Source organism: Pseudarthrobacter sp. S6 (assembly GCF_050156575.1).
Classification (GTDB): Bacteria; Actinomycetota; Actinomycetes; order Actinomycetales; family Micrococcaceae; genus Arthrobacter.
Genome location: NZ_CP189581.1, coordinates 944,349 through 956,568 on the forward strand (window position 1 = coordinate 944,349; position 12,220 = coordinate 956,568).

The 12,220-nt window shown below is 66.5% G+C and carries 10 protein-coding genes and 1 tRNA gene; 5 read left to right on the forward strand and 6 right to left on the reverse strand.

The genetic code is table 11. From position 1 onward, the window contains the following. The first annotated feature begins 15 nt into the window (after positions 1-15). Together fdhD and ACQCS0_RS04640 are read left to right on the forward strand one after the other, a co-directional pair. On the forward strand, positions 16-951 hold the full coding sequence (gene fdhD, locus ACQCS0_RS04635; RefSeq protein WP_354155787.1) for a formate dehydrogenase accessory sulfurtransferase FdhD: 936 nt from the start codon (positions 16-18) through the stop codon (positions 949-951). A gap of 138 nt (positions 952-1,089) precedes the next feature. Then, positions 1,090-4,125 carry a glycoside hydrolase family 38 C-terminal domain-containing protein gene (locus ACQCS0_RS04640; RefSeq protein WP_354155786.1) on the forward strand — a complete coding sequence of 1,012 codons (3,036 nt, stop codon included), beginning with the start codon at positions 1,090-1,092 and terminating at the stop codon, positions 4,123-4,125. A gap of 270 nt (positions 4,126-4,395) precedes the next feature. On the opposite strand, the gene ACQCS0_RS04645 is transcribed toward ACQCS0_RS04640, so the two are convergent. Together ACQCS0_RS04645 and ACQCS0_RS04650 are read right to left on the reverse strand one after the other, a co-directional pair. After that, positions 4,396-5,133 carry a hypothetical protein gene (locus ACQCS0_RS04645; protein ID WP_354155785.1) on the reverse strand — a complete coding sequence of 246 codons (738 nt, stop codon included), beginning with the start codon at positions 5,131-5,133 and terminating at the stop codon, positions 4,396-4,398. Continuing rightward, positions 5,130-5,885, reverse strand: coding sequence for a hypothetical protein (locus ACQCS0_RS04650; RefSeq protein WP_354155784.1), 756 nt, complete (start codon positions 5,883-5,885; stop codon positions 5,130-5,132). The genes ACQCS0_RS04645 and ACQCS0_RS04650 overlap by 4 nt, the downstream gene beginning before the upstream one ends. A gap of 248 nt (positions 5,886-6,133) precedes the next feature. On the opposite strand from ACQCS0_RS04650, the gene ACQCS0_RS04655 reads away from it, so the two are divergent. Continuing rightward, on the forward strand, positions 6,134-7,798 hold the full coding sequence (locus ACQCS0_RS04655; RefSeq protein ID WP_354155783.1) for an ABC-F family ATP-binding cassette domain-containing protein: 1,665 nt from the start codon (positions 6,134-6,136) through the stop codon (positions 7,796-7,798). Further along, on the forward strand, positions 7,795-9,708 hold the full coding sequence (locus ACQCS0_RS04660) for an ABC transporter ATP-binding protein (RefSeq protein WP_354155782.1): 1,914 nt from the start codon (positions 7,795-7,797) through the stop codon (positions 9,706-9,708). The genes ACQCS0_RS04655 and ACQCS0_RS04660 overlap by 4 nt, the downstream gene beginning before the upstream one ends. A gap of 9 nt (positions 9,709-9,717) precedes the next feature. Here ACQCS0_RS04660 and ACQCS0_RS04665 read toward each other — a convergent pair whose 3' ends face one another. From ACQCS0_RS04665 to ACQCS0_RS04675, 3 genes are all read right to left on the reverse strand, one after another. Continuing rightward, positions 9,718-10,137 (reverse strand): NUDIX domain-containing protein, encoded by a 420-nt coding sequence (locus tag ACQCS0_RS04665; RefSeq protein ID WP_354155781.1) that lies wholly within the window; start codon positions 10,135-10,137, stop codon positions 9,718-9,720. 47 nt (positions 10,138-10,184) lie between these two features. Then, positions 10,185-10,661, reverse strand: coding sequence for a DUF6314 family protein (locus ACQCS0_RS04670; protein WP_354155780.1), 477 nt, complete (start codon positions 10,659-10,661; stop codon positions 10,185-10,187). A 1-nt stretch (position 10,662) separates the two neighbouring features. Next, positions 10,663-10,735 (reverse strand) — tRNA-Arg (locus ACQCS0_RS04675). Positions 10,736-10,818: 83 nt separating this feature from the next. On the opposite strand from ACQCS0_RS04675, the gene ACQCS0_RS04680 reads away from it, so the two are divergent. Then, the gene (locus ACQCS0_RS04680) at positions 10,819-11,580 is read left to right on the forward strand and encodes a DUF998 domain-containing protein (RefSeq protein WP_354155779.1); all 762 of its coding nucleotides are present in this window, start codon (positions 10,819-10,821) and stop codon (positions 11,578-11,580) included. Here ACQCS0_RS04680 and ACQCS0_RS04685 read toward each other — a convergent pair. Next, a complete protein-coding gene (locus ACQCS0_RS04685; RefSeq protein ID WP_354155778.1) occupies positions 11,577-12,203 on the reverse strand; it encodes a hypothetical protein in 627 nt (208 codons plus the stop codon). The two genes, ACQCS0_RS04680 and ACQCS0_RS04685, sit on opposite strands and share 4 nt — an antisense overlap. Between the last annotated feature and the right edge of the window lie 17 nt (positions 12,204-12,220).

Genomic DNA, 12,220 nt, shown 5'->3' on the forward strand with positions numbered 1-12,220 from the left:
TCTGGCGGTTCGCTGATGGGGCGAGTGACGCAGCGCCGCAAGGTGCACAAGTATGTTTTGGATGGCTCGCCCAATGCCCTCGAGTTCCCGGTCCGCCACCGCGAGGACGTCCTCGCCGTCGAAGAGCCGCTGGAAATCCGGCTCGGTCCGCTGTCATTCTCGGTGACCATGCGGACGCCCGGGGACGACTTTGACCTGGTGGCCGGCTTCCTGGTGTCCGAGGGGATTATCTGGGCTCCCGAGCAGCTGGTATCGCTGCGGTTCTGCGCCGGCGAGGACGAAGACGGCGTCCAGACGTTCAACGTGGTGGAAGCCCAGCTGCGGCCCGACGTCGAACTCCCCGCGAAAGGACGGAACGTCTTCACCTCAAGTTCCTGCGGTATCTGCGGCACGGACTCGATCGAGGCAGTGCGCAAGTCCTCCCATTTCAGCCCCGCGGCGGATCCATTGACCGTGCCCGCCCACGTGCTGGCTTCACTGCCAGGACGGCTCCGCGAAGCCCAGGACGTTTTTGACGTTACCGGCGGAGTGCACGCCGCGGGCCTCTTCCGCATAACGGACGACGGCGGCGTGCAGCTCTTGTGCCTCCGCGAGGATGTGGGGCGCCACAACGCCGTGGACAAGGTGGTGGGCTGGGCTCTGCGGGAGCGGTTGCTTCCGCTGACCGGGCTGGTCCTGCAGGTCTCGGGCCGCGCATCGTTTGAACTCGTCCAGAAGGCAGCGTTGGCGGGCATTCCCGTACTGGCGGCAGTGAGTGCGCCGTCGAGTCTTGCTGTGGAGCTGGCGGAGGCCAGCGGCATGACCCTGGCAGGATTCAGCCGGGGCACGAGCCTGAATGTCTACGCCGGGCAGGGCAGGATTACGCTGTCCGCCACGCACGTTCCTGCGCAGGTTCCGGAGCCGGTTCCCGGGAAGGCCGCGGACGAATTAGGCGCGAACGCGCCCGGATAACAGCGGTGCCGGCCCCTTCGGCGGAGATTTACCGTGGTGCTTGGCTATTGAGCTACTAGCCGGTAGATTTTATCCATCGATTGGAAGCTTTTGGTCCGGACTCGAATACTCCAGTTCAAGCACCTAAGAGGGTTTACATTGCATGACGACCGCCGGATCACCGAAGTCCGCTTGGACCGGTTTGTCCGCGAGCGGATCAATCCCGCCGTTTACGCGCGCACCGTTCCGCTCAACCTGAGCAGCTGGGACGCCCCCGGCGAACCGGTGCCCGTGTTGGATGCACTGCGGAATCACTTCGAGCCGCAGGAGCACGGTGCCGCCTGGGGCAAGCCGTGGGGCACCAAGTGGCTGCGCCTCCAGGGCGACGTCCCGGAGGCGTGGGGCACCGGACCGGACACCGCGGTGGAAATCGTGGTGGACCTTGGCTTCATCAACGAAGCCCCCGGATTCCAGTGCGAGGGCATCGCCTGGCGCCCGGATGGCTCCATCATCAAGGCGATTTCGCCCCGGAACCAGTACATTCCCCTGAAACTCCTGGGCAGCGGCATGTCCGTTGACTTCTACGTTGAGGCGGCCGCCAACCCGGACATGGCGCAAGGTTGGACCTTCGCCGCCACACCCTACGGGGATAAGGCAACATCAGGCACGGCGCCGCAGTACCGGCTGGGCAGGATCGCCATCGCCGAACTCAACCAGACGGTCTGGGAACTACAGCAGGACATCGGGACCCTCGCCGGGCTCATGCACGAACTCTCCACCGAGCAGCCGCGGCGCCATGAGATCCTCCGTGCGCTGGAGCGCATGATGGACCAGATGGATCCCGACGACGTCCCGGGCACCGCCGGAGCCGGGCGGGCAACCCTGGCGGAAGTCCTGTCCAGGCCCGCCTATGCGTCCGCCCATCAATTGGTGGCTACGGGCCACGCCCACATCGACTCCGCCTGGCTCTGGCCGGTGCGTGAAACTATCCGCAAATGTGCCCGGACGTTCTCCAACGTGGTGGCGCTGATGGATGAGGATCCGGGCTTTGTTTTCTCCTGCTCGTCAGCCCAGCAGCTGGCCTGGATGAAGGAGTTCTACCCTGAGCTTTTCAGCCGGATCCGGGAAAAGGTCAAGGCCGGTCAGTTCGTCCCGGTGGGCGGCATGTGGGTCGAGTCGGACACCAACATGCCCGGCGGCGAGGCCATGGCACGGCAATTCATTGAGGGCAAGAACTTCTTCCTCGACGAGTTCGGCCTCGAATGCCGCGAAGCCTGGCTCCCGGATTCCTTCGGCTATTCCGCGGCACTGCCTCAGATCGTCAAGTCGGCGGGCAGCCGCTGGTTCCTGACGCAGAAGATCTCGTGGAACCAGGTCAACCGCATGCCGCACCACACCTTCAACTGGGAAGGCATCGACGGCACCCGGCTGTTCACGCACTTCCCGCCCGTAGACACCTACAACGCCGAGCTCAGTGGACGCGAACTGGCGCACGCCGAGCGGAACTTCCGCGACCACGGGCACGGCAACAGCTCGCTTGTCCCGTTCGGCTACGGCGACGGCGGCGGCGGGCCTACGCGCGAAATGCTGGCGGCCGCCAGCCGCACCGCGAACCTCGAAGGCTCGCCCAAAGTCAGGGTGGGGTCCGCCGAGAGTTTCTTCACCCAGGCGGAGGAAGAGTACTCCTCCCTGCCCGTCTGGGTGGGGGAGATGTACCTGGAGCTTCACCGCGGCACGTACACCAGCCAGGCCCAGACCAAGCGGGGCAACCGGCGCAGCGAACACCTGCTCCGCGAGGCCGAACTCTGGTGCTCCACCGCTGCCGTCCGCAACCCCGGTTCGTTCGAGTACCCGGCAGCAGAGCTGAAGCGGCTATGGCGGCTGGTGCTCCTGCAGCAGTTCCACGACATCCTGCCCGGCAGTTCCATAGCCTGGGTCCACCAGGACGCGGAACGTAACTACGCCGCCATCAGCGCCAGCCTGGAAATCCTCATTGGGAAGGCGGCGGCCGTGCTCCTCGGCGGGGGATCGCGGACCTTCCTGCTCAACGCCGCACCGCACGCGCGCAACGGGGTTCCGGCGTTGGCGGCCGCAGAGCTTTCGCCGACCGGCCGGCCGGTCCAGGCAACCGCGCTGAATGGCGGCCATGTGCTGGACAACGGCATCATCAGGGCGGTCCTGGATGCCGATGGCCTGCTTGCCTCCCTGACCGACTACGCCACGGGACGCGAAGCCATCGCTCCAGGTGCGCGCGGCAATCTGCTGGAACTGCACCGGGACACGCCCAACCAGTGGGACGCCTGGGACATCGATGAGTTCTACCGCCGCAACGTCACGGCCCTCACAGCGGCGCAGGCCATCCGGCTGGAGCATGCCGGAACCAGTGCCGTTGTGGTGGTGGACCGGGTTGCCGGCTCGTCACCGGTCACCCAACGGATCACGCTGGATGCCGGAAGCGGATCCCTCACCATCACCACGGCCGTGGAGTGGCAGGAGAGCGAGAAGCTGCTGAAACTGGGCTTCCCGTTGGACGTCAGGGCCGACCGCTCCGCTTCGGAAACCCAATTCGGTCATGTCTTCCGCCCCACCCACGTCAACACCTCGTGGGAGGCTGCCAAATTCGAGATCTGCGCGCACCGCTGGATCCACGTGGCCGAGCCCGGCTACGGTGTTGCGATTTCCAATGCTGCCACCTACGGACACGATGTCACCAGGAGCGTGCGGAATTCCGACGGCGGAACCACCACTTCGGTGCGTCTCTCCCTGTTACGGGCACCGAAGTTCCCGGACCCGACGTCGGACCGCGGCCATCAGGAACTGACCGTGACCATCCGCCCTGGTGCCGGAATCGCCGAAGCCGTGGAGGAGGGGTACCGCACCAACCTTGTGCCCCGGCTGGTCAAGGGCACGCACGGCGCGGAGCCGCTGTTCGCCGTGGACAACCCGGCCCTGGTCATCGAGGCGGTCAAGCTTGCCGAGGACGGTTCGGGCGACGTTGTGGTACGCCTCTACGAGTCCCTCGGGCAGCGGTCCGCCGGCGTGCTCACGGCGAACTTCCCGGTCACGGCCGTTCAGGCCACGGACCTGCTGGAGCGGATCATCGAGGCCCCCGGGGTCAACGCTGCCGCGGCAGAGCAGTCGGTGGAGCTTTTGCTGCGCCCGTTCCAGCTGGTGACGTTGAGGTTCGCGCGGTAGGTGCGGCATGGATGCCGACCGTTCCGCCGCACTCGGGCGGGGCAGCCCTGGGGTGAGTCAGCACTCAGGCGGGGCAGTAAATGCTGACTGGCCGTTAAACGGCTGAGTGGGGGCGGTCCCCAACGGCCCGCCACCACTCATCCCCCCAAAGAATGCAAAGACTCAACGGGCCCGGCGTCCAGAATCTATCCCCGTTCGTGAACAACCGGCACCCAACTTCACACATTCATGATTGTGCCATGTCTAATGATTTTGTGAAAGCACGCAGGGTTACTTTCCGGTAGAAGTCTTTTTCCCAGGCGCATTCAACCCGGACCGCAGCTTGGCTACCCAGATCAGCGCCAGCCCGATGACAAAGCACAGGACGGCGGTGTAGTTGATGACAAACTCCACTGAGTCAAGCGCCGGTGGGAACACCGGGAACAACAGACTCACGCCAATGGCAACCGATCCGAGAACCAGCAGCAATGCCGCCACCCGGATCAAGGCCGGAAGGTTGCTCCGGCAGGCCTGGACCATGGCCGGCAGCAGGACCAGTGAAACGTAGGCAGGGTAGGCACGGCCTGCTGCACCGTAGTACTCCACCAGTAGACCGTTCCTGGCATTCTGGCCTGACATGGCGATTAATCCCGCGGAGGACCCTGCCGTATCCATCATGAGAAACAGTACAAGCACAGCGAGGGAGATCAGGCCCAGGACGGCCATCCCGATCCGTCCCGTGAGCAGCCGGTAAGCGCTGTCGGCCCCAAAGCCCCGGGTGACGCGGATACCCACGAAGAAAATAGCGGCGAAGATGACAAAGCGGAGCAGCAGATTGGCCGCGTTAACCCCGCCGAGCGCCTGGTCGATGGCAAAGTACGGCGCCCGGATGCTGAGCAGGGTGGCGAGCGTCATCAGGGCAAAGATGTAGAAGACTGTCCTGTTCTTCCCCCTCAGGGCACTGGGAACGCGCGCGATGGCCGCCAGGCCGCAGACAGTCAGCGTGGACCACTGCAGGATTTCGATCATCCCAGGTTCTCCCAGATCTTTTCGGTTTTTTCATGGTCATGTTCCTGCCGGCGGAGGGCGCGGCCGAGTGTCTGCAGCCGGTCACCTGCCAGCGTGGTCAGTTCGCCGTCGGATAGGCTGTCGAGCGCGGACTGCCGGGCTTCGGGAAGCCAGCCTGCCTCCGCCTCCGTGACCAGCCCGGTGGCCACCAGGCCGCTGGCAGGGCCGACGCCGGCGGCAAGGGAGGTGGCAACCGCCAGTTCCGGCGCCAGCCGGTTCGCGGTCAGTTGCGCCGAATAGTTCTGCGGGGCGATTCCGGTGGCAACGGAGACCCGGTGCCGCAGTTCGCCGTCGTCGATGGCCTCCACCCAGTTCTTGACCGAGGTGGCGTGCGGGGCCGGCTCCAACGCCGACGAACCGGCCGGCTCGGCAGCCTCGGCAGGCGCCGGCGCGCCGCCCGGGTCCGCGTCTGAACGCGCCAAAACTGCCCGCAGGAGGTCCGCGGTGGAGATCTGGCTGACCAGTTCTGGCCTTGTAGGCGGGTGCGGGTCCGTGAGCAGGCTGTAGGCATCGAACGCCGCCAGCGCAGACACGGGGTTGACGTTATACGCGCGGCTGATGTTGACCACAGTTGTCTCTGCTACCTTGCCCCGGACAAGCTGCTGGGCCAGTGTTGTGCGCTTGATGCCGGACACGCGGCAGACGTCTGCCGTGCTCGTGTGGGGGGCGATGCCGTGCAGCCAGCGCTGGAACGCCTTGGCAGGAATGGGCATATCGGCTCTCTACTGAACGGATGGTCGCTTCCAATTTTAGCCTGATCCCGCAGACGGTTTGTTGCGGCGTGCTGGTTCGACTATGCTTGATGGTCGAGCCCGTTGGTCCGTACACCCCCCAAGTCCGGACCAGCGGGCTCTTTAGTGCCCCGGCACTTTTCGGGGCGGCACATTGCGGATTCACCGCAGTTTCGGGCCGATTTAAGCGGGCTCCTCCGGCCGGGCGGCGGGAGAGGATGGACCAACCTATGACTGCAACCCTTGTTGCCAAAGATCTTTCCGGCGGCCATGACCACCGGACACTGTTCGCCAAACTTTCCCTCACGGTGGCCCCGGGCGACGTGGTGGGCGTGGTGGGCGCCAACGGCGCCGGCAAATCCACCCTGCTGCGACTGCTGGCCGGCGTGGACCAGCCCCAGTCCGGTAGCGTCAGCCTCGCGCCTGCCGATGCCTTTGTGGGCTGGCTGCCCCAGGAACACGAGCGCGTCGCCGGCGAGACTGTGGCAGGTTACATTGCGCGCCGGACCGGCTGCGCCCAGGCCACCGTGGAGATGGAGTCCACCGCCGAGGCTTTGGGTTCCGGCGCACCGGGAGCCGATGACGCCTACTCGCTGGCCTTTGACCGTTGGATGGCCTCCGGCGCGGCAGACCTCGACGAACGCATCCCGCCCGTCCTGGCCGACCTCGGCCTGGACACCGGAGCGCACGCTCCCATGACCGGGCTCTCCGGCGGCCAGGCCGCCCGCGTGGCACTCGCCGCGCTCCTGCTCAGCCGTTTCGATGTTGTGCTGCTGGACGAGCCCACCAACGACCTTGACCTCGCCGGCCTGGCCAAACTGGAAGCTTTTGTCCAGGGCCTGCGCGGCGGTGTGGTGCTGGTCTCCCATGACCGCGAGTTCCTGGCCCGCTGCGTCACCACCATTGTGGAACTGGACCTGGCGCAGAATTCCGTGGCGGTCTACGACGGCGGCTACGATGCCTTCCTCGAGGAGCGCGCCGTGGCGCGGCGCCACGCGAGGGAAAAGTTCGAGGAGTTCGCCTCCACCAAGGCAGACCTGGTCTCCCGTGCCCGGACCCAGCGCGAATGGAGCTCCCAGGGCGTGCGGAACGCCATGAAGAAGAGCCCGGACAATGACAAGATCCGCCGGGCCGCCAGCACCGAGTCATCGGAAAAGCAGGCACAGAAGGTCCGGCAGATGGAATCCCGGATTGCCCGGCTGGACGTGGTGGAGGAGCCGCGGAAGGAATGGCAGCTGCAGTTCACCATCGGCCAGGCGCCGCGCTCCAGTGCGGTGGTGGCCACCTTGCGTGACGCCGTCGTGAAGCAGGGAAGCTTCACGCTGGGCCCGGTGAACCTGCAGCTTAACGCGGGGGAGCGGATCGGGATCACCGGCCCCAACGGAGCCGGCAAGTCGACGCTGCTGCGCCTGCTCCTGGGCGTGCAGATGCCCGACGCCGGCAACGCGGCCATGGGCGCCTCGGTAGCCGTCGGCGAAATTGACCAGGCCCGCGGGCTGCTGGCCGGCCATCTCAATCTTGGCGACGCCGTCGAAGCCGTGCTCACGGACCTGACGCCGGCGGAGGTCCGTACCCTGCTGGCCAAGTTCGGGCTGAAGGCGGACCACACCACACGCCCGGTGGATTCACTGTCGCCGGGGGAACGCACCCGCGCCGCCTTGGCGTTGCTGCAGGCACGGGGAGTGAACCTGCTGGTCCTGGATGAACCCACCAACCACCTGGACCTGCCCGCCATCGAGCAGCTGGAAGAGGCCCTGGAAAGCTACGAGGGCGCGCTGCTCCTGGTGACGCACGACAGGAGGCTGCTGGAGAACGTGCGGCTGGATGTACGGTGGAATGTGGACAACGGAACGGTAACTGAACTGATGGCAGACGCAACGGAGCAACAGCGATGAGCATGGACGGCGTTGCCTGGCACTCCCTATACAACATCTCCCGGGCCAAAAACGGCTCCCGGCCCTTCTCCAAGGCAACGCTGAAGCGGGTGCTGGGTTTCGCCCGCCCCCACCGGACAAAACTGATCGCGTTTGTGGCGCTGTCCATTGTGATGGCGTTCCTGGCTGTCGCCACGCCCGTGCTGGCCGGCCAGGTGGTTGACACCATCGTGGCCAAGGCGGGTACCGACGAAGTGATCCGGCTGGCGATGCTGATCGCCGTGGTGGCCGTAGCCGAAGCAGGGGTGGGACTCGTCAGCCGCTGGCTGTCCTCCAACATCGGCGAAGGCGTGATCGTGGACCTGCGCACCCGGGTCTTTGACCATGTGCAGAAGATGCCCATTGCGTTCTTCACCCGTACCCGCACCGGGGCCCTGGTCAGCCGGCTGAACAACGACGTCATCGGCGCCCAATCCGCCTTCGCGGGAACCCTTTCCGGTGTGGTCAGCAACGTGGTGGCCCTGATCCTGACGCTGATCGTGATGCTCGGGACCTCCTGGCAGGTCACGGTGCTCGCCATGATCTTGCTGCCGATCTTCCTCATCCCCGCCCGCCGGATGGGCTCCCGGCTCGCGGACCTGCGCCGTGAGGCCGCAGACCACAACGCAGCCATGGGCACCCAGATGACCGAGCGGTTCTCCGCTCCGGGCGCCACGCTGGTGAAGCTCTTCGGCCGGCCGGATGAGGAATCCCGCGAGTTCGCTCTCCGGGCCGGCCGCGTCCGGGACATCGGCGTCCGCACCGCCATGCTGCAGTTCACCTTCGTCACCGCGCTGACGCTGGTCTCCGCGCTCGCCTTGGCGCTGGTCTACGGGCTGGGGGGCTGGCTGGCCATTGGCGGGCAGCTCGCCGCGGGCGACGTCGTGGTGCTGGCACTGCTGCTGACCCGCCTGTACGCCCCGCTCACCGCCCTGTCCAGCGCCCGCGTGGAAATCATGAGTGCACTGGTCAGCTTCGAGCGGGTCTTCGAGATCCTGGACCTCAAGCCCCTGATCCAACAGAAGCCCGACGCCGTGGCCATCCCGCCGGGACACGTTTCGGTGGAGTTCGACGACGTCCGCTTCGCCTACCCCTCCGCGGACAAGGTCTCACTGGCCTCGCTCGAGGAAGTATCCACGCTGGACACCCGCGGCGGCGAAGAGGTGCTCCATGGCATCAGTTTCCGCGTGGAACCGGGGCAGACCGTTGCCCTGGTGGGTTCATCGGGTGCCGGAAAGTCCACTATCGCGCAGCTGCTTTCCCGGCTGTACGACGTCGATTCCGGCGCTGTGCGGCTCGGCGGCACCCTTCCCGGGACCGGGCTGGACGTCCGGGACGCCACCTTCGATTCCCTGCGGGACACCCTGGGTATGGTCACCCAGGACGGGCACCTGTTCCACGAATCCATCGCCTCCAACCTCCGGCTCGCCCGGCCGGACGCCACCGAAGAGGACATGTGGGACGCCATCCGGCAGGCCCGCCTCGAAACCATGATCCGGTCCCTGCCCGACGGACTGGACACCGTGGTGGGGGAGCGCGGCTACCGGCTCTCCGGCGGCGAACGCCAGCGCCTCACCATCGCACGGCTGCTGATCTCCCAGCCCCGCGTGGTCATCCTCGACGAGGCCACCGCCGCACTGGATTCCACGAACGAAGCCGCCGTGCAGGCGGCCCTGGGCGCCGCGCTCGAGGGGCGCACCGCCGTCGTGATTGCCCACCGGCTGTCCACCATCCGCGCCGCCGACGTCATCCTGGTGGTGGAGGACGGGCAGATCGTGGAGCGCGGGAACCACACGGAGCTGCTGGCCGCCGATGGCCGGTACGCCGAGCTCTACCAGACGCAGTTCGCCGAGGCCTCGGCAGTGGCAGCGGAAGCCGTTCCGGAGTACTAGCCCAAGTTCTCAGCGGCGCAGCGCAGCCAGTTCCGGAAGGATGTGGTCGGTGAGCAGTGGGGCGAGGTCCGCGGGCAGCGGCGCGCCCCGGTCCAGCGCTGCCAGGTCCAGCCAGCGGATCTCGGCGATCTCAGCTGAGGGGTGTGCCGTCCAGGTTCCGGGTGCCGTAAACACGGTGGCCTCGATGTCCGTGGCGGCCTCGTTGGCGGCGTCGGCGATCCAGACGCCCATCAGCTCCAGCTCGCGCGGATCCACAACGATCCCCACTTCCTCCTGAAGTTCCCGCGCCGCGGCGTGCACGGCGGTTTCACCGGCTTCGGGTTTGCCGCCGGGGTGCATAAACATGCTGGTGCCGCGCTTGCGGACGGTCAGGAGCCGGCCGGCGTCGTCGAAGACACAGACGGCGGAGACAACGATGCGGGCTTTCACGGTACCGAGCCTAGCCTGTTCCGACGGGCCGCTTCAGGCAAGTCGCTTCAGACCAGCCGCTTCAGCGCGGACGTCAGCAGCAGGTCCTTGCGCGGGCCGGTCACATCCCAGGTGTAACTGAATGCGTCCGCGCCTTCGTAGTTGTACGCCACGCGGTACGTATCGGGATCGCACCAGTGCCGGTCCTGGCTGGCCTCCGGGCTGAAACTCATCTGGTGGAAGGGCCGCCCGTCGGCAAAAAACACGTCCAGGGCATCCGGCCGGGCGGCGGGTTTCAGGACGTATTCGCGCGAGGCTGGACCGGTAAAGGTAGGCCACCGCATGGTGCCTTCTTCACGGAAGTCCAGGCCGCCGTCGTGCGTGGGGGAAAAACGAACGACGCCGGCAAAGGTCCCGTGGGTGCCGGTGGACCGGTCCAACAGCAGCCGTTCGACGGCCCAGTTCCCCTGAACGGGAAGGTTCCCATAGGGCCGGGGGCCATGCAGGTATGCGCGGAGGTCGAACTCCGGGGAAGGAAGATTCAAGTGCCCTCGATTGGAATCGAACCAACGACACCGGCTTTAGGAGAGCCGTGCTCTATCCACTGAGCTACGAGGGCGCATGTCCGCCATACCGGCAGGGCCGGTCCGTCCGGACACGGATACAAGCATACAAGGTGGTGGGCCGTACTACGCTCTTGGCATGAGATCAGCCCCGACATCCGCCCCCGCCGGGGCCTACCTCCCGGACACAGCCTCCACCCGCCAGTACATCGGCGCCTGGTCCGTCCTGAGTGTCCTGCAGTATTTTGTGGCGGAAACGGCCGTGATCGGAGCCTGGGGCGGCCCGCAACCCTACGACCGCCGGACCGGATACATCAGCGACCTCGGCGCGCTTAACTGCGGGATCTACGACGGACGGGACGTGTGTTCGCCGCTGCATTGGCTGATGAACGCCTCGTTTGTGGTCCAGGGCCTGGGGATGTTGCTTGGTGCAGTGCTGCTGGGCTCGGGGTTGCTGTGTGTCGCTGCCCGGGCCGGGGCCAGGGTCCAGCCGGCGCGCCGGAAGCCCTGGTTGGCTGCGGTCGGGGTTCGGATTCTGACCGGCGCCGCCGGTGCCGGGACCATAATCGTGGGGCTGGTGCCGGAAGACGTCGGCTCCGGCTGGCACTTCGTCGGCGCGTTGATGTACTTCCTGGCCGGCGCGTTGGCACTGCTGCTGCTGGGCGTGTTGTGGCTGCGGCAGACGCCCCTGGGGTGGTTCGTGCTGGTGTGCGGGCTGGTGTCGCTCGCCGCACTGGTGACCGGCGGCCTCACGCGCTTGGACGTGCCGGAGCCGGGCACGCTGGAACGGCTGATGGGTTATCCGGTCACCGTAGGCGTAGCGGCCGCGGGCCTCGTGATCGCCCAGCGGGTGCGCCGGCAGCGCAAAGTCGGGCGCGCTACTGCTGCCGCGCGGGCCTAGTCGGTTTTTGCGGGCTTTTTGCGCAGGAACACTGCCGCGGCCCCGGTCAGCAGGCTAAGAACGAACAGCACCCACCCCGCAACCGTAAGCCCGGACGCCAAGGCGACCTGGCTGGCGTCGGCCGTTTCCGATCCCAGCGCGGCGTCGATGGCGACATTGCCCCACAGCCGGACCACCACAAACAGCAGCGGCCCCGCCCAGAGAGCCCAGCGGAGCGTCTTCCTGGCGACGTTGGTCCCGATCAGGAGCAGCCATGTGAAGCCGAAGATCAGGGGGAACAGCGTGCCGGCCGTTTTGTGGACGTAGTTGAGCTGGCCGCGGGCGTCGTCATCCATGACGGCGTTCAGTTGGCCGATGTAGCCGGCGTCAAAACCTCCCACGAGCGAGTCGGGCATGGCCAGGCCGCCGGAGAGTTGGGTGAGCTGCTGCAGCGTGAGCAGGTGGACGTACCAGAACAGGAACAGGCTTACCGTCACGCCCGCGATGAGGATCAGGTTGGTGTTGTTCTGGGCCTTCTGCGGCGAACGGCCGGTGGTGGGGTTGATCACCGGCGGAAGGCTGTGCTGCGGAACAGCCGCCTTGGAGCCGTGCTTCTTGATCCGCTGCGCTGGGGTTTTGGCCATGGCACCATTATCACTCC

Coding starts and splice junctions, on each gene's coding strand:
- ACQCS0_RS04685 (WP_354155778.1), bottom strand. CDS start 12,203: ATGGCCAAAACCCCAGCGCAGCGGATCAAGAAGCACGGCTCCAAGGCG.
- fdhD (WP_354155787.1), top strand. CDS start 16: ATGGGGCGAGTGACGCAGCGCCGCAAGGTGCACAAGTATGTTTTGGAT.
- ACQCS0_RS04655 (WP_354155783.1), top strand. CDS start 6,134: ATGACTGCAACCCTTGTTGCCAAAGATCTTTCCGGCGGCCATGACCAC.
- ACQCS0_RS04680 (WP_354155779.1), top strand. CDS start 10,819: ATGAGATCAGCCCCGACATCCGCCCCCGCCGGGGCCTACCTCCCGGAC.
- ACQCS0_RS04660 (WP_354155782.1), top strand. CDS start 7,795: ATGAGCATGGACGGCGTTGCCTGGCACTCCCTATACAACATCTCCCGG.
- ACQCS0_RS04645 (WP_354155785.1), bottom strand. CDS start 5,133: ATGATCGAAATCCTGCAGTGGTCCACGCTGACTGTCTGCGGCCTGGCG.
- ACQCS0_RS04650 (WP_354155784.1), bottom strand. CDS start 5,885: ATGCCCATTCCTGCCAAGGCGTTCCAGCGCTGGCTGCACGGCATCGCC.